This window comes from Pseudooceanicola aestuariicola, assembly GCF_045763785.1.
Taxonomy (GTDB): Bacteria; Pseudomonadota; Alphaproteobacteria; order Rhodobacterales; family Rhodobacteraceae; genus Pseudooceanicola.
In genome coordinates, this window is record NZ_JBJGSF010000001.1 from 1520104 (window position 1) to 1540610 (window position 20507).

Here is a 20507-nt window from a genome sequence, read left to right on the forward strand (position 1 = left end):
CAACAGAGCAGTGGCTTCTTTGCGTCACACCGCAAAAGGTCACGACAACATCAACGGTCGCAGAAGCGGCCCGATTGCGAGGCGCCCCGTGGCAACCCGGGCAAACAGCAACACCTGGGCGGCGTGGACGCGGCTTAGGCGGCAACGACGTTGGCAGAATGCCGCAACATTGGGCCTGGTCATCCTGGGCCCGGTTCTGGTGGCGGCCACCTTCCTAGTTCTTGGTCCCTTGCAGCAGGGCGCGGCGTCGCAATCCCTGCGTTTGGTCCTGCTGGCCGATCTGGTCTATGTGCTGGTCGTCGCGGCGCTGGTGTTGCAGCGCGTGGCCCGCATGGTGGCTGCACGGCGGGCGAAATCGGCAGGCTCGCGGCTTCACCTGCGCCTGACCGGGGTCTTTGCCATCATGGCGCTGATTCCCACGGTCTCGGTCGCGATCTTTGCCGTTCTGACCATCAACATCGGGCTAGAGGGCTGGTTTTCCGACCGTGTCCGCCAAGTGGTCGGCACATCACTGGCCGCGGCCCGCGCCTATGAACAGGAACACCGCGAAGATCTGGAAGAAGACAGTCGCGCGCTGGCCCGGTTCCTGAACACCGCCAAGCAGCGCGAATTCCTGATCGGCGACGCAGAGATCCGGCAATTGCTGGCCTCGGGTCAAAGCCAGATCCAGCGCGGGCTAAGAGAGGCCTATGTCATCGATGGGGCAGGCGGCATCCGGTCGCGCGGCGAACGCAGCTATCTGTTCAACTACGAAGAACCCACGCCAGACCAGATCGCCGAGGCGACGGATACCGGTTTCCTGCTGATCCAAGACTGGGACAACAACGAATTCCGCGCGCTGATCCCGCTGCAGGCCTATGTCGACCGCTACCTCTATGTCAGCCGCGATGTGGACGGCGATATCCTGAACCTGCTGGATGACACGCAGGAAACGGTGCGCCTGTACCAGCAGTTGGAAAACGAACGCGGGCGGGTGCTGTTTGAGTTTGGCCTGCTTTACATCGGCTTTGCGGTGATCCTGATTTTGGCCGCCGTCTGGCTGGGCCTGTGGTTCGCCGAACGCCTGTCCGGCCCTGTGGGTCGCCTGACCGGTGCAGCACAACGCGTGGGCGCTGGCGATCTGGACGTGCGCGTGACCGAGGACGACGGCGAAGATGAAATCGCGCTTTTGTCACGCTATTTCAACCAGATGACCAAACAGCTAAAGGGCCAGCGCGAGGCCCTTCTGGAAAACACTCACCAGATCGAACAGCGCCGCCGCCTGTTCGACAGCGTGCTGTCGTCGGTCACCTCGGGCGTGGTCGGTCTGGACCGCGAAGGTCGCGTGACCTTTGTAAATCGATCCGCTGAACGGCTGCTGGACTGGCAGGACGATCAGGAAAACGTGGCGATTTCCGTCGCGGTGCCAGAGTTCGGGCCGATGTTTGACCAATTGCGCGACACCGGCGGCCAGACCCTTCAGGCCGAGGTCAAGGTGGTGCGCGGCGGGCGGCAGGAGGCACTGCTGGTCCGCATGGCCACGCGCCGCAACACTGACGGCCGACGCGAAGGCTACGTGGTGGCCTTTGACGACGTGACCGATCTGGTCACCGCGCAACGGATGGCCGCATGGGGCGACGTGGCCCGCCGCATCGCGCACGAGATCAAAAACCCGCTGACGCCGATCCAACTGTCGGCCGAACGGATCAAACGCAAATTCTCGCGCCACCTGAGCGAGGAACTGGGCGAAGACCTCGAAGCGCTGACCGAGGTGATCGTGCGCCAGACCAACGACCTGCGCCGCATCGTGGACGAGTTTTCCAAATTCGCCCGCATGCCAGAGCCTGAGAAGCACAAAGAAGACCTGCGCGACCTGCTGCAGGGTGCCGTTCTGCTGCAACAGGCGGGTCAGCCCGATGTGGACATCACCGCCGATCTGTCAAAACAGCCCATGCCCGCCGATCTGGACGCCACCATGATCGGACAGGCGCTGACGAACCTGATCAAGAACGCGGGCGAGGCGACCGAGACGCGCCGCGACAAGGGTGCGCCCGACGATTACAAACCCGCGATCCGCATCACAGGAACGGTCGAACAGGAAGACACCGAAATGGGCCTGACCCCATGGGCCGAAATCCGCATCGCCGACAACGGCATCGGCCTGCCCGAAGACCGCGCGCGCCTGTTTGAACCTTACGTGACCACGCGCGACAAGGGCACCGGGTTAGGCCTGCCAATTGTGAAGAAAATTATTGAAGAACATGGCGGTACGCTCCGCCTTGATGATGCGGAGCCATTTGACGGCTCCGACCATTCCGGCGCCTGCGCCATCATCCGACTGCCGCTTTTGACGGGCGCGGGTCGTGATGATGTGTCGCCTGCGGACGTCGCAAAACTGATGAGCGAGGGAACATGAGCGATATTCTGATCGTCGATGACGAACGTGACATCCGGGAACTGATCTCGGACATCCTAGAGGACGAAGGTTTCGCCACCCGGCTGGCCGGAAACTCGGACGAATGCCTTGCCCATCTGAACACCGAAGCGCCCGCGCTGATGATCCTCGATATCTGGCTGAAGGACAGCCAGATGGACGGGATCGACATTCTGAAACATGTGAAGCGCGATAATCCGGATGTGCCGGTCGTCATCATCTCGGGCCACGGGAACATCGAAATTGCCGTCGCCGCGATTAAGCAGGGGGCGTATGATTTTATCGAAAAGCCCTTCAATATCGATCAGTTGCTGGTGGTGATCCGCCGCGCGATGGAGACGTCCCGGCTGCGTCGGGAAAATACCCAGTTGCGGAAAAAGGATGTCACCTCGGCCGAGATGGTGGGCAATTCCGCTGCCTTCCGCACGATGATCGGACAGCTGGACAAGGTGACCAAATCCAACGGGCGGGTGATGCTGAACGGGCCGTCCGGGTCGGGCAAGGAAATCGCCGCGCGCTATATCCACGCCCAATCCAACCGTGCCGACGGCCCCTTTGTCTGCGTGTCCTGCGCCACGATCGAAGCCGACCGCATGGAAGAGGTGCTGTTTGGCCGCGAAGGTGGGGATCGCGGGGTCGAACCCGGCCTGCTGGAACAGGCGCATGGCGGCGTGATCTATTTCGACGAGGTCGCGGACATGCCCATGGGCACCCAGTCCAAGATCCTGCGCGTTCTGGTGGATCAGCAATTCGCCCGCGTCGGTGGATCGGACAAGGTGCGGGTCGATCTGCGGGTCGTGTCGTCAACCTCTCGGGATCTGGAGCTTGAGATCTCCAAGGGTACGTTCCGGCAAGAACTCTATCACCGTCTGAACGTCGTCCCGATCGACGTGCCCAGCCTTGCCGACCGTCGCGAGGATATTCCGGTACTGGCCGATTACTTCATCGAAGGGCTGCACAAGTCCCAAGGCCTGCCACAGCGGAAACTGTCGGATGAGGCCGCGGCGCTGATGCAGACGATGGTCTGGCCCGGCAACGTGCGCCAGTTGCGCAACGTGATCGAACGTATCCTGATCCTTGGCGACGGCACAGGTGACATCAGCGTCAAGGAAGTCCCGACCGAAGAAGAAAAGTCCGAGGGTGAAGAGGGCCGGGTGGTCCTGTCCGGTGCGCTGGCGACCCTGCCACTGCGCGAGGCGCGCGAAGCCTTCGAACGGGAATACCTGCTGACCCAGATCAACCGGTTCGGCGGCAATATCTCGAAAACCGCGCAGTTCGTGGGGATGGAACGCTCGGCCTTACACCGTAAGCTGAAATCGCTTGGCGTGGTCACCACGTCGAAATCCGGTGGCCGCGTGGCCACCGTCGAAGGCGAATAACCTTACGGGGTCACGATCTGATAGGCATCGCCGCCACGCGGGATGATGCATGATGCTTCGCTGATCCGGGGCAGGGTACGCGTCACACCCACCGCCACGGATTGACGCTGCGCGCTGTCACAGGTGGGCAGGGTGACACGGTCGAACCCGGCCTCTGCCATACAGGTCCGCGCCAGCAGAACCCGACGCTCTGCATTGGCATCGACCGTCTCGAACTCGGGAAAGCCTTGCTGGGCGGGCACGATCTGACAGTTGCCCTGCGCGTCGCAGACCTGTTTTTCGGGGATCAGGGGCGCGGGCCTGATACGGGTTTCCGGACGATAGGGCGCGGCGGTCTGGGCCTGCAGCGCACAGGCATCCTGCGCCCGCTGCACCTGCGCGGTGGTGACGCCGGGTTTGTAATAAATCTGCTGCGCACAGCCCGCGAGGGCCAGAGCTGCTGCCAGATACGGCACGGAAGCAAAGAGTTTCATATCCGCAGTTTGCATAGCTTTAACAACAAGGACAATTCGTTTGACCACCTCTCACGCATCTGTCATGCGATAGGTTCGAAGATCAGGTCCCGGGGGACATGGGATGAAGGTGATTATCTGCGGCGCGGGCCAAGTGGGCTGGCAGATCGCACGGCATCTTTCCGGCGAAAACAACGATGTGACAGTGGTGGACAATAATGCCGACCTGGTGCGCCGGGCCTCGGAAACGCTGGACGTGCAGGGGATCGCCGGCCATGCGTCCTATCCCGACATCCTTGACCGCGCAGGGGCCCGTGACGCCGACATGATTATCGCCGCCACCCATTCGGACGAGGTCAACATGGTCACCTGTCAGGTGGCGCATTCGGTCTTTTCCATCCCGCGCAAGATCGCCCGCCTTCGCGCGCAAAGCTATCTGGACGCGATCTATTCCGACCTCTACCGCCGCGATCATATGCCCATCGACGTGGTGATTTCGCCCGAGCGAGAGGTCGCCGAAGCCGCTCTGCAACGCCTGTCGGCACCCGCGGCCTTTGACACCGAAACCTTCCTAGACGGGCGGGCGCATCTGCTGGGCATCACCATCGATGAAGACTGCCCCGTGGTGAACACGCCGCTCCGGCAGTTGACGGACCTGTTTTCCACCCTGCGAACCATCGTCGTCGGCATCCGTCGCGAAGGGCGCCTGTTCGCCCCCGAACCGCGCGACCAGCTGTTTCCGGGCGACGCCTGTTACCTCTGCGTTGTGGACGAAGACGTGCCGCGCACGATGGAGGTCTTTGGCAAGACGACCCGCACGCAGGAACGCGTGATCATCTTGGGCGGCGGCAACGTCGGTCTGGCCGTGGCGCAAAAACTAGAGGCCAAAGGCCGGTCGATCCGGTCCAAGATCATCGAGAAAAACCGCCGTATCGCCGAACATGCCGCCGATGCACTGGAACGGACCATCGTTCTGAACGGCGACGGGTTGGACAAGGCTCTGCTGGCCGAAGCGGGGGTGAACCGCGCCGACGCCATCCTGTGCGTGACCGACGACGACAAGACCAACATGCTGGCCGCGGTGCGCGCCAAGGCGGCGGGCTGCGAAATGGCGATCACGCTGATCAACGACCCGTCGCTGGTGCCGCTGATGAACCCGCTTGGCATCGACGCCCATATCAATCCGCGCCAGACCACCGTGTCGTCGATCCTGCGCCACATCCGACATGGCCGCGTGCGCGGTGTCTATTCCGTGGGTGATGCCGAGGCCGAGGTGATCGAAGCCGAGGTGCTGTCGACCAGCCCCATGGCCGGGCGCACCCTGCGCGACATCGATTTCCCCGAAGGCGTTCTGCTGGGCGCGGTGATGCAGGGCAACAAGGTGGTCAAACCCGACGGCAACCTGAAGATCGAAGCAGGCAACGTCGTGCTGATCTTTGCGCTGTCGAATGACGTGCCCGAGGTCGAACGCCTGTTGCAGGTCTCGATCGACTATTTCTAGGCCGCCGCCGATGCGCCTGTCCCAACAGCCCCTGATCCTAGTGCTTGTGGCCTTTGCTGCGGCGTCCATGATGCTGCCCGCAATCGTCGCCTTGGGGATGGAGGATTTCCGCACCGCGCGCAGTTTCTTCTATGCCTCGATCGTGGGGCTGGTGATGGCACTGATGGTGTCGCTGGCGCGGGGCAAACAGCCGTGGACCGGGCGCAATACGGACCTGATCGGGCTGTTGTCACTGCTGGCGGCCTATGTGCTGATCCCGGCCTTTCTGGCGATCCCCTTCGTGGAAAGCCTGCCGTCGACCACCTACCTGAACGCCTATATCGAAATGGTGTCCGCCCTGACGACGACGGGCGCGCAGATCTTCGAAAGCGGCCGCTTGCCCCCGGCGCTGGAGCTGTGGCGCGCGCAGGTCGGCTGGATGGGCGGGCTGATGATCTGGGTCGCCGCAGCAGCCGTTCTGGCCCCTTTGAACCTTGGCGGGTTCGAGGTAACGCTGGCCGCCGTTTCGGCCAATTCAGGGACCGAGGTCGAACGCTTCCGCCGCGCTGGTATCCTGCGACGCGTTATCCGCAGCTTTGTGCAACTGGCCCCGGTCTATGCGACGCTGACGGCGATCCTGTGGCTGCTGCTGCTGATCAACGGCGACAACGCGCTGGTGGCGCTGTGCCATGCCATGTCGACCATGGCGACCAGCGGGATCTCTCCGGTCGGGGGGCTGCCCAATGGTGAAAGCGGCATCGCGGGCGAAATGGTGATCTTCCTGTTCCTGATCTTCGCGCTTAGCCGCGTCAGCTTTACCACCGACACATCTGTGTCGCGGTTTGGCCTGCACATGGATCCCGAACTTCGGCTTGGCACGCTGATCGTGCTGGGCGTGCCGACCCTGCTGTTTCTGCGCCATTGGATCGGCGCGTTCGAGGTCAACGCAGGCGAAGACCTTGGCCTTGGCCTGCGGGCGTTCTGGGGCGCGCTGTTCACGGTGATGAGCTTTCTGACGACCAACGGCTTCGAAAGCGGCGACTGGGACGCGGCGCAGGCGTGGTCCGGTTTGGGCACGCCGGGGATGATCCTGATGGGCCTTGCGATCATGGGCGGGGGCGTCGCAACCACCGCTGGCGGCGTCAAGCTGATGCGGGTTTTTGCGCTGTATCTGAATGGCTTGCAGGAAATGCAGAAACTTGTGCATCCGTCGGCTGTATCCGGCATGGGGTCGGTTGCCCGCCGGATCGGACGGCAGGGGGCCTATCACGCCTGGATCTTCTTTATGCTCTTCGCGCTGACCATCGCCGGGCTGATGTTCCTGCTGGCGCTTTTCGGGCAGGAATTCGAACAGGCGACGGTGCTGGCGGTGTCGGCACTGACCACCACCGGGCCGCTGTTGGCCCTTGCGACCGAGACGCCCATTCAGATTTTGGATTTGAACCTAGGCGCCAAGCTGGTCTTTGCCGGCGGGATGATTTTGGGGCGGCTGGAGCTTTTGGCATTTGTTGCGTTGTTGAACGCAGATTTGTGGCGGGACTGAATAAATCCGCGCATTCCGGGCATTAAGCGAAAATTGGGGTGGAAAAAGCCCGGAACACCAGACATAGTGGATGCGCTAGAGGGCCCGTGAATGGGGTGGTCGCCTGCGCGGTGACGAAAAATATGAAGAACAAGAACAAAAGGCTACAATAATGGCTTCGGACAGACAGAACCTTCAGGATGCGTTCCTAAATCATGTTCGCAAAACCAAGGTTCCCGTAACGATTTTTCTGATCAACGGTGTGAAGCTCCAGGGGGTTATTACCTGGTTCGATAATTTCTGCGTTCTGCTTCGCCGGGATGGCCAATCGCAGCTGGTTTATAAGCACGCGATTTCGACCATCATGCCGGCGCAACCGATCAGCCTTTATGAAGGCGAAGACGCCAATTGATCCCGCGTGACAGGCCCGACACGCGGGCCTGGGTACTGCATCCAGACCTCGTCAGCGAAGACCGCCGCCACGCGGCCGAGTTTGCATTGGACGAGGCGGTTTCCCTGGCCCATGCTTTGCCCGGACTGGAGGTCATCGGATCTTCGGTGGTTCGCCTTGCGCGGGCCATTCCCGCAACTTTGTTCGGAAAGGGCAAGGTTGAAGAGCTAAAGCAGCACTTTGCCGACCAGAATGTTGAACTTGTGCTAGTGGATGGCCCGCTATCTCCGGTGCAGCAGCGCAATCTGGAAAAGGACTGGGGCGTCAAAATCCTGGACCGGACCGGCCTGATCCTTGAGATCTTCTCGGACCGCGCCCGCACCCGCGAAGGTGTGCTGCAGGTCGAAATGGCCGCGCTTGCCTACCAACGCACCCGGCTGGTCCGCGCATGGACCCACCTTGAACGTCAGCGGGGCGGATTAGGCTTTGTCGGCGGCCCGGGGGAAACCCAGATCGAAGCGGACCGCCGTGCCATCGACGAACAGCTGACCCGCCTGCGCCGCCAGTTGGAAAAGGTCGTGAAGACCCGCGAATTGCACCGCGCGGCCCGGGCCCGCGTGCCGTTCCCGATCGTCGCCTTGGTGGGCTATACGAACGCCGGGAAATCCACGCTGTTCAACTATCTGACCGGTGCAGAGGTGCTGGCCAAAGACATGCTCTTTGCCACGCTGGACCCGACGATGCGCCGCGTGCGCCTGCCCGACAATGGACCAGAGGTGATCCTAAGCGATACCGTGGGCTTTATCTCGGACCTGCCGACGCAATTGGTCGCCGCCTTCCGCGCCACGCTGGAAGAGGTGCTGGAGGCCGATCTGATCCTTCACGTGCGCGACATCAGCCACCCCGAGACGACAGAACAGAAAGCCGACGTCGAAGACATTCTGACCGACCTTGGCCTGCGCGAAGACGTGCCTGTGCTGGAAGTCTGGAACAAGATCGACCGACTGGACGCCGACGAACGTGACCTTGTTCAACGCCGGGCCGAAACGGAAGAGGCCTTTGCCATTTCCGCCGTGACCGGGCAGGGGCTGGACCCGCTGCTGCAGGCGATCGAGGTCGGGCTGGACGAAACCCGGTCGGTCGAAGACCTTCTGATCCCCTACGACGACGGTCGCCGCCGCGCGTGGCTGTATGAACAAGGTGTAGTCATCGAAGAGGCGCAGACCGAAGAGGGCCAGCAGATCAAGGTTCGCTGGTCACCGCGTCAGTCCGCACGGTTCCGCAGCCTCTGACCCGACCCTATCGGGCCGGGGTCAGGATGGTGATGCCTTCGTTGGCGGCCCGCGCCAGTTCCACGTCCAGCGACATCGGCACATATTCCCCGCGCCGCCACAGCTGGCTTAGGTCGTCATAATGCCGCGACAGGAAATGCCCTGACTGCCCGGTCGAGGTGATGAAGACCGAAGAATTGGGATCCGCAAAGTCATAGACCCCGCGATACCCCGCGCCGTGCACGTTCAGGAACGGATCGGGCAGGGTGCCCTTGGTCATGCCGCGCAGCAGAGTGTTGTCGCCGCCGCTGGTGGATTGGCGGATGTTGACGAAATACTTCAGCACCGGCACGTCGCCTAGGATCTGGTGATCATGCGTCGCCTGATGCGCATCACCCCACCGCAGGCTTTCCAGTGCGTCACCATAGGTTTCGTCGATCCAGATCAGCGCATCGTCCAGCGCCATGCGGGCGATGTCGGTGCATGTCTCATTGGGGCTGGATTGCTGGATGTCACACCAGATGCCCGCACCGTCGATATCGCGGAACACGCGTTCGATAAACACCGGCTCGGGGTGCGGGAAGCGCGCGGCCAGAGGCCCAAGCTCGTCCTGGATCAGCCGCTGCTGCAGCGCGCGCAACCATGCCGCATAGATCAGCGGCTCGGGCAGGTGTTCGTTCATCTCACCGTTCCAGCCTGCCAGCAGCTCCAACGCGCGCTGGCGCAGACGTTCGGGCGTGCCCTCGGGGGCGGCCTCTCCGGTAAACCACAGGTCCTTGCCGATCAGCGGCAGCAGCGACCGGGCGGTGAAGCTGACCGTATCCAGCTGCGCCTCGATAAAGCTGTCGCGCGTGTGCACCTGACGCGATTGCATCAGACGCTGCCAGCGATGCACCCGCTGCGTGTCGCCCCAAAGGTAAGAGACGTGATCCGGGAACGCGCGATCCACCACCTTGTTGTTCGTATTGCCCAGAATACCGCCTGCGGGCGACCGGAATTCAGGGTTCGACGTGTAGGGCAGGAAGCCGTTCCAGCGGTTTTCGAGCAGCCAGCCTTGGGTCGGCAGCCGCCCCTTGGACGCATGCCCCGGATCGCGCGCCGGAAATTTCCCCAGCATTTTCATCGCGATTTCGTTCCGGTCCACCAGCGTGATGTTCTGGCTGGGCGCAGTGAAATCTTCGAGCACCTCCAACGCCTCATCAATCGATCCTGCGGACATCAGCCGGATACCCGCGCCAATGGTGCGGTCGTTTTCTTCCAGAGCCGTCCAATTCACCGTGGCCACGTGGCCCGGCGGCGTGATGGTGGCAAGGTTGTAGTCGTTGCCCGACAGCACAGGCCCATTGTCGGTCCAGCGCAGGGTTACAGTGACCGGATCGCCATCTTTGACCCGAATGATCGACCCGCGGCTTTCGAATTCCTTGAACCCATCGGGCGTACGGTATTCGGCGGAATTGGAGGGATTGATCTGTTCGATGTGAACGTCCTGATCGTCCAGATAGGACGAGGTCAGACCCCATCCCAGCCGATCCGACCGCCCCGTCAGCACCGACGGAATACCGGGGATCGTGCCGCCGATGACGCCGCCGGATTGAAGTTCCAACCGCGCCAGATACCAGATCGCCGGGGCCGAGAACCCAAGGTGCGGATCATTGGCCAGCAAGGTGCCGCCAGCCGCAGACCGCGACGGCGCCGCAGCAAAGGCGTTGGACGCCCCCGCCAGTCGCGGCGGATGAATGGGCGACAGCGGGTGATCCGGCAGGCCCGCGCCCTGAGCGTAGCGTGGCAGCCCCGGGAAAAGCGCTGCATATTCCGGCAGCGCCGCGATCCCCGATCCGGGCGCATCGGGCATGATATCGACCAGCCGATCCGGGTCCGGCAGCGCCAAAGAGGTGCGGGCGCGCAGCACCTCGTTCCCCAGATGGCCCGTCAGTTGCAGCGCCATCAGCTTGCCCATGGCAATCGTGTCCGCAGGGGTCCACGGCGCGACGGGGGCGTTGAACAGGAACAACTCTGGCGCGCCGCGGCCCAGAGCGTCTGAATTCACCTCTTCCAGCCGCGCGTTCACCCCGGCGGCATAGGCGCGCATCTTGGCCAAATCTTCCGGTGTCTGGTTTTCGACCGCGCGCCGCGCCACGCCATAAAGATCCAGCCGTCGCAACAGCTTATCCACCGCCAGCGTGCGCACGCCAAAGACCTCGGACAGCCGCCCCTGCACCGTCCAGCGCATGGTCAGCATCTGCCACATCCGGTCCTGCGCATGGGCATAGCCAAGGCCGAACAGCACGTCTTCGTCCGTCGCGCCGAAAATATGCGGCACGTTGGCGTTGTCGCGCACGATCTCGACAGGGGCCGTCAGGCCCGTCACTTCAAGCGTTTTGTCATAGTCGGGCAGGGACCGGGACGCGAAATAATAGACCAGTGTCGCGGCGATCACCGACAGGATGACCAGCCCCGTGGCGATCCGAAACAGCCACAGAAACACTTTGCCCAGCATTGCCTACCTCTTGTCATTGGGGTGTCGCGGTTTAAGAACCTATAGGGCAAGCCGCAAAGGGGGAAAAGACCATGGCAAAAGTTGCGTTTCTGGGGTTGGGCGTCATGGGATACCCCATGGCCGGACATCTGAAAGCCGCAGGACACGAGGTCTGCGTCTATAACCGAACGGCTGCAAAGGCCGAAGCATGGGTCGAAGAACACGGCGGCACAATGGCCAGCACCCCGCGTGAGGCCGCGACAGGTGCCGACTTCGTGATGACCTGTGTCGGCAATGACGCCGACCTGCGCAGCGTCTGCACCGGCACGGACGGCGCCTTTGCCGGAATGGAAGAGGGCGCGGTGCTGGTCGATCACACGACCGTTTCCGCCAAGGTCACCCGCGAACTGGCCGCGATCGCCGCAGGGGGCGACATCGGCTATGTGGACGCGCCGATCTCGGGCGGGCAGGCGGGGGCCGAAAACGGCCAGCTGTCCGTCATGTGCGGCGGGGACGAGGCGACATACGCTAAGGCCGAGCCGATCATCGACGCCTACGCCAAGATCTGCCGCCGCATGGGCGACGTGGGCGCGGGCCAGATAACCAAGATGTGCAACCAGATCGCCATCGCCGGTCTGGTCCAAGGCCTGTCCGAGTCGCTGCACTTCGCCCAGGCCTCGGGCCTAGACGGCGAAAAGGTGGTGGAGGTAATCTCTCAGGGCGCCGCCGGATCATGGCAGATGGTGAACCGCCACAAGACCATGCTGGAAGATCATTACGACCACGGTTTTGCCGTCGACTGGATGCGCAAGGATCTGGGGATTTGTCTGGATACTGCGGATGAAATCGGCGCGTCGCTTCCCGTCACCGCGCTGGTCGATCAGTTCTACAAGGACGTCCAGAAGATGGGCGGCGGGCGTTGGGATACGTCATCGTTGCTCAAGCGTCTGACCAAGCCTGATTAAGCCACCAAAAAAGCCCTCGGTCTTGCGACCAAGAGCTTATTTTGGCTCCGGCGGTAGGGATCGAACCTACGACCAATTGATTAACAGTCAACTGCTCTACCGCTGAGCTACGCCGGAACACGAGGGGCCGTATAGCAATGTCGATTCCGCCCGTCCAGAGGGTTTTCGACATAAAATGGTTATTTTCGCGCGCCGCCCCTCAGACCAGCTGGAAGGTGGTGGAAAATGTCAGGTCTCCGTCATGCGCCACCACGTTTTTCGACGTCAGATCAATAAGATGCGCAAAGACGTTGCGGGCGGCGGCGGGCAGAAGCTGTGGTTGGATATCCGTATAGACCCGGTCGGCAAGGCCGCGGGCGTCGGCGGGGCCGACCTTCAGCGCGGTCAGGATGCCTGCCTCGCGCTCTTTCCGGTGCGCGACGAGCCAGCGCAGACGGGCGTGCGGATCCTCCAGCGGGGCGCCGTGGCCGGGATAGTAGGTGCGGGCAGGGCGGGACAGAAGAACATCGCAGCTTTGCATGAACTGGGTCAGGTCTCCTTCGGGCGGGGAAACGATCGAGGTTGACCAGCCCATGACATGATCCGCGCAGAAGACGGTGCCGAAATCGTCGCCGTCAAACGCCAGATCAAACGACATGTGGTTGCACAGGTGCCCCGGCGTCCAGACGGCCTGCATGCGCCATCCGTCGCCCTCGACCACCTCCAGATCGCTTAGCGTCACATCGGGCTGAAATTCAGGGTCCGCCCCTTCACCGCCGCCCATGCCGCCCTGCGCGGCCAGCGCCTGCATCACCGGCGATTGTCCGGCGGTTACCGGTCCATAGGCCAGAATCGGCGCGCCGGTGGCTTTTGCCAGATCGGAGGCCAGCGGCGAATGATCGGCGTGGGCGTGGGTGACAAAGATATGGCTGATCGCCTCTCCGGGTTTCAGCGCATCCAGAATCGCCTGCAGATGGGCGGGGTCGTGCGGGCCGGGATCGATCACCGCGATACCCGCGCCACGGCCCACCAGATAGGTATTCGTGCCGCGATAGGTGAAGGCGGATGGATTGTTGCACAGGATACGCCTGACTCCGGGGGCAAGTTCCTCGGCCAGTCCGGGGGTCGGGTTGAAATCGTCGGGCTGGTGCATGGGGTCATCCTGTGGTTGTCTTCTCCGAAAGGAGCAGGGGCACCCTAACGCATGAATTTCGACTGGCTCAAACGATATGTGCCGCGGGGGATCTATGGGCGCGCCGCGCTGATCCTGATCCTGCCCGTCGTGGTCGTGCAGCTTGTGGTGTCGGTCGTCTTTATCCAGCGCCATTTCGAAGGCGTGACGACCCAGATGACCCAATCGATGAGCGATGAGCTGATCCTGATCGCCGAAACCGACCCGGCAGATCGTCGGCAACTGGCCCGCGCCCTGAACATCGCCGTCGACACGGCCCAGCCCAAGGACAATAGCCGCGATGTCCGGCGGTGGTACGACCTGTCCGGACTGGCGGTCATTTCGACGCTGCGCGGCACGGTACCTGGGGTAGCGCGGGTGGAACTGCCTAACGATTACCTTGTGCGCGTCTATATGCAGGCGCCTGATGGCGTGCTGAGGTTAAGCTTTCCGCGATCCCGCGTCTCGGCCTCGAACCCGCACCAATTGCTTGTGAACATGGTGTTTTTCGGTGCCTTGATGACGCTGGTGGCCTATATCTACCTGCGCAATCAGTTGCGGCCCATCACGCGTCTCGCCACCGCGGCCGAAGCATTCGGCAAGGGGCAGGTAGTGCCCTACCGCCCCGGCGGCGCGACCGAGGTGCGGGCGGCGGGCGCGGCCTTTTTGGCCATGCGGAACCGGATCGAACGGCAGATCGAACAGCGCACGCTGATGCTGTCTGGGGTCAGCCATGACCTGCGGACGCCTTTGACCCGGTTAAAACTCGGCCTGTCGATGCTGGAAGACGACGACCGCGAACCGATGGAGCGGGACGTCGAAGAAATGCAGCGCATGATCGACGAATTTCTGGATTTCGCCCGGGGCGCGTCGGCAGAACAGGTCGAAAAACTGGACCCGATCGTCTTTGTCACCGACATCGTGAATGACGCCGCGCGGGGCGGGCAGGCGGTGACGCTGACATTGGCCGAAGGCGACGGATTGGTGCGGTTGCGGCCCGGTGCGATGAAACGAGCCATCGGCAACCTGATTTCAAACGCCGTAAGATACGGGTCGCGGGCCGAGGTGTCGGTCCTGCTGACCGAAAAATCTTTGCGGATCCGGGTCGAAGACGACGGGCCCGGCATCCCCGAAGACCGCCGGGAAGAAGCCATGCGCCCCTTCGCCCGGTTGGAACCCGCGCGCAATCAGAACCGCGTGTCTGGCGTCGGGCTGGGGCTGGCCATCGCGACGGATATCGCGCGGACCCATGGCGGTGTGCTGCGGCTGGGTCAGTCGGAACGGCTGGGCGGGTTGCAGGCGGATATCGTGATCGCGCGTTAGATGTCGTCCGGCAGGAGCTCTAACAGGGCCGACAGGTGATCGGCCTCTTCCGCCGGTTTGTCCGTGCGGATGCGCGAAATCCGGGGAAACCGCATGGCCACGCCGGATTTGTGCCGCTTGGACCTGTTGAGGCCTTCAAACGCGATCTCCAGCACCAGCCCGGGGGCCACGGCCCGGACCGGGCCAAAGCGGTCGGTTGTGTTCTGCCGGACAAATCGGTCAAGGTCCTTCAGCTCGGCATCCGTGAACCCGAAATACGCTTTGCCCACGGGCACAAGGCCATCATCTGACCACACGCCAAACCCGAAGTCCGAGTAATAGCCGGACCGTTTCCCATGCCCGCGCTGCGCCGTCATCAGCACCGCATCGATGATCATCGGGTCGCGTTTCCACTTGTACCAATGCCCGCGCACGCGACCGGGGACATAGACGCTGTCCTTGCGCTTGATCATCACGCCTTCGATCACATCGTCCGGCGGATCGGCCCTGAGCGCGGCCAGATCATCCCATGTCTCAAAAGGCAAAGAGGGCGAGATGTCGAACCTTTCGGGCGGAAGTGTGTCAACCAAGCTTTCCAACCGAATTGTTCGATTAGTATAATTTTGATCGCGAATATCCTGACCTTGATCAATCAGAATATCGTATATACGCAGGGCCGCAGGATGTGACTTCAGCAGGGTCTTGGGCGCAGTCTTTCGGTTCAGCCGTTTCTGAAGATCCCCGAAGGGCGCAACCTGATCCCCGCGGCGCACCAGCAACTCGCCATCCAGCGCGCCGTCGAACTCCATCGCGTCGATCAGGTCGGGAAAGGCGGCAGAGATGTCTTCCCCCGTGCGGGAATACAGCCGACGAACACCGCCATCCGACACGGCCTGCACGCGGATGCCATCCCATTTCCATTCGGCCACGTAGTCATCAGGCGGCAGCGCCTTTAGCCCCTCAAGGTCGATCGGAGTCGAGAGCATGACAGGCCGAAACGGCGCGCGCGCGGCATTGACGGGCTTTTCGCCGCCCTCGGCCCATTCGAAAAGCGCCGTGTAAGGTGCGGACAAGCCGTGCCACAGTTCTTCGATCTCGCTTAGGGGGATGTCACCGAATTCGGCCAGCGCCGTGCGGGCCAATCGGGCGGACACACCGACGCGCAGACCACCGGTGGCGAGCTTGAGATAGGCGTAGCGTTCATTGCCATCCATCTGGTCCAGCCGCCCGGTGATCACGCCGGGCAGGGCGGCGCGGCCCGTGGTCTGCAATTCCTCCACCAACTCGGGCAGGGGCGGCGACACCGGGTCGGCCGGATCGGGCCAGATCAGCGCGATGGTTTCCGCCAGATCCCCGACAAAGTCATACGACTGCGCGAACAGCACCTCGTCCACGCGTTCCGTCACCAGCGACCTGAGCAGCGAGGGTGTGACCTTTTTCAAATCCAGATCGCCCGTGATCGCCGCCAATGCCAGCCCGCGTTCCGGATCAGGGCGCGCGGCGAAATAGTCTCGCAATAACCGCAGCTTGTCATTCCGGCCCGGCGTCATGGCCAGACGCAGCAGAAGATCGGCAAAGGGCGTCATTCTTCGACCTCGTCTTCGTAGCCGACCAGCCGCAGGGGTCGTCCGACCCTCTGGTTCAGCTCGCACCAGCGCATCAGCGCGTCTTCGCGGCCATGGGTGATCCAGGTCTCATCGGGGTTCAGCTCTTGCACCGTGCGGGTCAGATCGGGCCAATCCACGTGGTCCGAGATGATCAGCGGCAGTTCAACACCCCGCGCCTTGGCCCGGTTCCGCACCTGCATCCAGCCCGAGGCGAAGCCGATCACCGGTTCGGGAAACCGCCGCACCCAAGGGCCGTTGAACGCCCCCGGCGGGCCGACGATGATTTCGCCCGCATAGTCAGATTTCTTGCCCTTTTCAGCAGTCGCCGGCCGCAACTCTCCCAGATCGATGCCCTGCGCCTGATGATAGTCGCAAAGCTTCTCCAACGCCCCGTGGATATAGATCGGGCGATCCCATCCTGCCTGCCGGATCAGCGCGATCACCCGCTGCGCCTTGCCCAAAGCGTAAGCCCCGACCAGATGCGCGCGCTCTGGGAAACTCTCCAGAGAGGCCATGAGCTTGGCCATTTCGTCCACCGGATCGGGGTGACGAAAGACGGGCAGGGCAAAGGTCGCTTCGGTCACGAAGACATCGCAGGGCAGCGGCTCGTACGGCGCACAGGCGGGGTTGGGACGGCGGCAATAGTCACCCGACACGGTGATGCGCATCCCCTTATAGTCCAGCCCGATCTGCGCCGATCCCAGAACATGCCCGGCGGGGCGGAAGGTCACGCCGACGCCCGCAACTTCAACCCGGTCGTCGCCCGCAGGCTGACGGCTGCCGGTGAAATCCTCGCCATAGCGGATCGCCATGATGTCCAGCGTCTGCTGCGTTGCCATCACTGCGCCATGGCCCGACCGCGCGTGGTCTGCGTGGCCATGTGTGATCAGTGCCCGTGGCACCGGCGCGACAGGGTCGATGTAGAAATCGCCCGGCGGGCAATACAGGCCCTTGGGCGTCGGGTGCAGCATGTCGTCGTAACGCATCTGCGAGACATAGGCGGAATAGAAGGGATTGGTAGGCCCGGCAGGATTTGAACCCGCAACCAAAGCGTTATGAGCGCTCTGCTCTAACCGTTGAGCTACAGGCCCGCCTGCATGCTTGATAGCGGATGAGAGGACGGGGTCAAGCGGGCCGCGTTATTCATGCGCTGTCATTCCAGCGTGACGTAGTGATATCGCGGCGTGCCGTTGTCGTAATTCATACTGCTTTCCTTGCTGTTGTACCGCGACTTGGCGCTATATTTCGGATTTTCGATACCGAAGGTGATGTCGATGTCGTTGGTCGAGCAGCCCGGAAACTTGCCGTAGACATAGGTTTTCATCTTGTCGATCAACCCATAGGCCCGCTCTTTCGCCGCGCCCTGCAAGCTGGGGGCCACGTAATCGCGGGCATATTTGCCGTTGTTGTACGAAATTAACACGGGCCCTGTGTCATAGACGGTCTGGCAATCGTTGTATCCCACGACCGGGAACTTGGCTCCGTTTCGAAAAGATTCGTAAGCGAAGGTGGTCGGCGCCTTGTTCTGCGGCAAACGGCATTGAAAGCCCAAGTAAAAGCGGCACTGGATCGCGGGGCCGGTCGTGAGACTTGGCATCGGGGCCGCGTACAGCACCTCTAACGGCGCTTCGGTGCGGTCATTGCAGACCCACGCGGTATTGCCACAGGCCGCGCCGTCGTTGCGTTTCCGACATTCTTCCGCAGCGCGCGTTTCGACCATGGCCGTTGTCGGACCAATCGCCCAGCCATAGGCCGTGGCGGACCCGCCCGCCGAATGATGCGCCATGCAGCCTTTACCCAGGCCGACCATTTTGACGGCGCAATCCGCACCACCGCGGGATTTGCATTCATTCAAGGCGCGGTCGCGGGCGCCATCTTCGGTCGGGTAATCATGCGCAAAGCCCATGCCGCCATCTGACGTTGACACCGCCAGCGCGGCGTATTGCGCGGGCTCGGACGAAGACGCGGGGGCCGCCGCGGCCCCGGCCGTGTCGGAGGCGGGCTGTTGGGCCACAACCTCGCGCGCCTCTGCAATCACCTCTCGCCGTTGCTGGACCGTGGCCGGGTTCAAACCGATCTCTTCCGCCCGCTCCAGGTACCGCTGCGCCCGATCCGGGTCACGGGGCAGGTATTTCCCGTCCGAAAAATGCCGCGCCAGAAAGCCGCCGGCCTCCGCATAGCCCGCGTCGAGGGCGTTCTCCATCATCGTGATGCCCAAGGTCTGATCCTGCGCCACACCATCGTCGCCCTTGATCAGACGGCTGCCATAGTTCGACACGGCAATCGGATACCCGGCCAGCGCGGCCTTTTGCTGATAAGCGCCGACCTCTTCCTTGGTCATGGACTTGAACGCATCGCAATTGGCGCGGAACCAGCCGGTGTTGTTCATCTGGATGGGATCACCCTGCCGGATCAGGTCCCTGACCTCTTGGATGGCCGCCTGATCCCCGGCACAGGCTTTATCGCCCAGGGCATTGGCCGCCACGCGCCGCGATTGCCACGGTTCCGGCAAAGGTTGCGAGACCGCCTCGATCGGCAGTATGGCCAGCAATCCGACAACGAACAGACGTTTCATCAGGCTAAGAGGCTTGGTCATTGGCGATGTCCCGATTGTGCCCCTTCAGACTAAAAGCAGCCCGCCGCGCCATGCAAGTCTACAGGGGCTTTACCCCATAGCGCGACAGCAGTGCGGCCCAGCCACGAAGACCGGAAGATGTAAAATGGATATATTTCAATTGACCTTGTCAGCCCGCCCCCCGACACTTCGATCACTTTGGATCACACCAACAGAGACTTGGGGACACATGACATTTGGAAAAACACTTTGCGCGGCGGCCGTGGTGCTATCGCTTGGCGCGACGACCGTTTCGGCAACCACGGCACCTGCACCGGCACCGTCCAGCAGCAACAACAACGCCCGCGACGTGGTCATCGGTGCAGCCGTGATCGGTCTGGTGATCTGGGCTTTGGGTGGGTTCGGGCCCAGCTCTAGCGTGGCAGGCTCCGTATCCTCGCAAGGCGGCACCTCAGGCGGGACGTCCGGGCCGGCCAAGGGCAAGGTTTTGGGGCGCTACTAAGCCTTACGACTTGCCGGGAACCAGCTGCCGCCAGACGCGCACCAGCGGGTCCCAGAGCATAATGCCCAGACGGTGGGTCGAGAGGGCACGCTCCTCGACCCCGTCAAGCCCGATCAGGATGCTGTCGTCGGGGTTTTCATGCGCGGCGATATAAAGCGTTCCGAACATCAAATCCCAGACCGCCAGCGTCTGGCCGAAATTCCTGTCGAAATGCGCCGGGTTGCGGCTGTGATGAACCTGATGCTGCGCAGGAGAGATCAAAAGACGCTCTAGCCACGGCCAATAGGTGACGCGGATATGGCTGTGGTGAAAGTTCGCCATGGCCAGGTTCGCAACCAAAGCAAAAGCATTGATCCCTGCGACCCCGATCACTGTGCTTTCCAGCGTCAGGGTGCCCAACACCAACCCCTGAATTCCCCCCGCAAAAACCGACACGGCCAAGGCCGACACGATCAGCGCGCCGGGATGCTGGCGGTAATAGGTAAAGGGCGTCATCACCTCGGCCGAGTGGTGGACAGCATGCAGCGGCCAGATCAGCCCGATCCGGTGAAACGCGCGGTGCACCCAATAGGCGGCAAAGTCATACGACAGGAACAAAAGCAGAGTCACAGCCACGCCGGGCAGCACCATCGCGGGGGGTGTTTCGCTAGCGATCAGACGGCCCACCCACAGCGCGATCACCGTCGTCAGTGTGACCCGTCCGATCATCCCGGTCAGCGTCATCAGACGTCCCAGAACGAACAGTTGCAGATCCACGCGGTGCGATTTGTGCGTCCATATTTCACGCGGCGCCAGCCAGCGCCAGAACCCCGGACGATCCTTACCCAACAGGTAGATCACCCAGGCGGTGGCCAGGCTGAACAGCAGGTATTCCGGCGCAACCAGAACGTCGCTGCCGAAAAAGCCTGCGTAAATGTTGAAAAGTTGGTCCCACATATCCCGATTTCCCGGCGTATTTGGTCCAGATCCGGCCCGTCCCGAGTTGCCATTCACTATACCTTGGTCTATCGCAACGGCAACCT

Annotated in this window: 16 protein-coding genes and 2 tRNA genes; 9 read left to right on the forward strand and 9 right to left on the reverse strand. The window is 62.4% G+C overall.

Annotation, left to right across the window (positions count from 1 at the left end; translation table 11 throughout):
* Window positions 1-88 precede the first annotated feature (88 nt).
* The gene (locus tag ACI3GR_RS07025) at window positions 89-2395 is read left to right on the forward strand and encodes a sensor histidine kinase NtrY-like (RefSeq protein WP_407493368.1); all 2307 of its coding nucleotides are present in this window, start codon (window positions 89-91) and stop codon (window positions 2393-2395) included.
* Complete coding sequence (gene ntrX / locus ACI3GR_RS07030; protein ID WP_407493369.1) at window positions 2392-3792, forward strand: nitrogen assimilation response regulator NtrX; 1401 nt, start codon at window positions 2392-2394, stop codon at window positions 3790-3792. Before ACI3GR_RS07025 ends, ntrX begins: the two co-directional genes overlap by 4 nt.
* A gap of 2 nt (window positions 3793-3794) precedes the next feature.
* Here ntrX and ACI3GR_RS07035 read toward each other — a convergent pair whose 3' ends face one another.
* Window positions 3795-4265 (reverse strand): hypothetical protein, encoded by a 471-nt coding sequence (locus tag ACI3GR_RS07035; protein WP_407493370.1) that lies wholly within the window; start codon window positions 4263-4265, stop codon window positions 3795-3797.
* A gap of 103 nt (window positions 4266-4368) precedes the next feature.
* Between ACI3GR_RS07035 and trkA the strand changes: the two genes are divergently transcribed.
* The 4 genes from trkA to hflX all read left to right on the forward strand — a co-directional run bounded on the left by trkA (window position 4369) and on the right by hflX (window position 8929).
* A complete protein-coding gene (gene trkA, locus ACI3GR_RS07040) occupies window positions 4369-5745 on the forward strand; it encodes a Trk system potassium transporter TrkA (RefSeq protein WP_407493371.1) in 1377 nt (458 codons plus the stop codon).
* Window positions 5746-5755: 10 nt separating this feature from the next.
* Window positions 5756-7267, forward strand: coding sequence for a TrkH family potassium uptake protein (locus tag ACI3GR_RS07045; RefSeq protein WP_407493372.1), 1512 nt, complete (start codon window positions 5756-5758; stop codon window positions 7265-7267).
* A gap of 151 nt (window positions 7268-7418) precedes the next feature.
* Window positions 7419-7658: an RNA chaperone Hfq gene (gene hfq / locus ACI3GR_RS07050; RefSeq protein ID WP_011047807.1), complete on the forward strand. Its 240-nt coding sequence runs from the start codon at window positions 7419-7421 to the stop codon at window positions 7656-7658.
* Window positions 7658-8929 (forward strand): GTPase HflX, encoded by a 1272-nt coding sequence (gene hflX, locus ACI3GR_RS07055; protein WP_407493614.1) that lies wholly within the window; start codon window positions 7658-7660, stop codon window positions 8927-8929. The genes hfq and hflX overlap by 1 nt, the downstream gene beginning before the upstream one ends.
* A 7-nt stretch (window positions 8930-8936) precedes the next feature.
* Here the strand turns inward: hflX and ACI3GR_RS07060 are convergent, their stop codons facing one another.
* Window positions 8937-11405: a penicillin acylase family protein gene (locus tag ACI3GR_RS07060; RefSeq protein ID WP_407493373.1), complete on the reverse strand. Its 2469-nt coding sequence runs from the start codon at window positions 11403-11405 to the stop codon at window positions 8937-8939.
* Between the two features lie 71 nt (window positions 11406-11476).
* Between ACI3GR_RS07060 and ACI3GR_RS07065 the strand changes: the two genes are divergently transcribed.
* Window positions 11477-12349 carry an NAD(P)-dependent oxidoreductase gene (locus ACI3GR_RS07065; RefSeq protein WP_407493374.1) on the forward strand — a complete coding sequence of 291 codons (873 nt, stop codon included), beginning with the start codon at window positions 11477-11479 and terminating at the stop codon, window positions 12347-12349.
* 42 nt (window positions 12350-12391) lie between these two features.
* Here ACI3GR_RS07065 and ACI3GR_RS07070 read toward each other — a convergent pair.
* Both ACI3GR_RS07070 and ACI3GR_RS07075 read right to left on the reverse strand, forming a co-directional pair.
* Window positions 12392-12466: transfer RNA gene (locus tag ACI3GR_RS07070), tRNA-Asn, on the reverse strand.
* Window positions 12467-12548: 82 nt separating this feature from the next.
* Window positions 12549-13481, reverse strand: a complete 933-nt coding sequence (locus ACI3GR_RS07075; protein WP_407493375.1) for an MBL fold metallo-hydrolase — start codon at window positions 13479-13481, stop codon at window positions 12549-12551.
* 51 nt (window positions 13482-13532) lie between these two features.
* Here ACI3GR_RS07075 and ACI3GR_RS07080 point away from each other — a divergent pair, with 51 nt between their 5' ends.
* Window positions 13533-14822 carry an ATP-binding protein gene (locus tag ACI3GR_RS07080; protein WP_407493376.1) on the forward strand — a complete coding sequence of 430 codons (1290 nt, stop codon included), beginning with the start codon at window positions 13533-13535 and terminating at the stop codon, window positions 14820-14822.
* Here ACI3GR_RS07080 and ACI3GR_RS07085 read toward each other — a convergent pair.
* The 4 genes from ACI3GR_RS07085 to ACI3GR_RS07100 form a co-directional block, all read right to left on the reverse strand.
* Complete coding sequence (locus ACI3GR_RS07085; RefSeq protein WP_407493377.1) at window positions 14819-16387, reverse strand: cisplatin damage response ATP-dependent DNA ligase; 1569 nt, start codon at window positions 16385-16387, stop codon at window positions 14819-14821. The two genes, ACI3GR_RS07080 and ACI3GR_RS07085, sit on opposite strands and share 4 nt — an antisense overlap.
* Window positions 16384-17394, reverse strand: coding sequence for a ligase-associated DNA damage response exonuclease (locus ACI3GR_RS07090; protein ID WP_407493378.1), 1011 nt, complete (start codon window positions 17392-17394; stop codon window positions 16384-16386). Before ACI3GR_RS07090 ends, ACI3GR_RS07085 begins: the two co-directional genes overlap by 4 nt.
* Window positions 17395-17423: 29 nt before the next feature.
* Window positions 17424-17499 (reverse strand) — tRNA-Ile (locus ACI3GR_RS07095).
* Between the two features lie 62 nt (window positions 17500-17561).
* Complete coding sequence (locus ACI3GR_RS07100; protein WP_407493379.1) at window positions 17562-19004, reverse strand: DUF4189 domain-containing protein; 1443 nt, start codon at window positions 19002-19004, stop codon at window positions 17562-17564.
* 208 nt (window positions 19005-19212) lie between these two features.
* Here ACI3GR_RS07100 and ACI3GR_RS07105 point away from each other — a divergent pair, with 208 nt between their 5' ends.
* Window positions 19213-19485 carry a hypothetical protein gene (locus ACI3GR_RS07105; RefSeq protein WP_407493381.1) on the forward strand — a complete coding sequence of 91 codons (273 nt, stop codon included), beginning with the start codon at window positions 19213-19215 and terminating at the stop codon, window positions 19483-19485.
* 3 nt (window positions 19486-19488) lie between these two features.
* Here ACI3GR_RS07105 and ACI3GR_RS07110 read toward each other — a convergent pair whose 3' ends face one another.
* Window positions 19489-20421 (reverse strand): sterol desaturase family protein, encoded by a 933-nt coding sequence (locus ACI3GR_RS07110; RefSeq protein WP_407493382.1) that lies wholly within the window; start codon window positions 20419-20421, stop codon window positions 19489-19491.
* Between the last annotated feature and the right edge of the window lie 86 nt (window positions 20422-20507).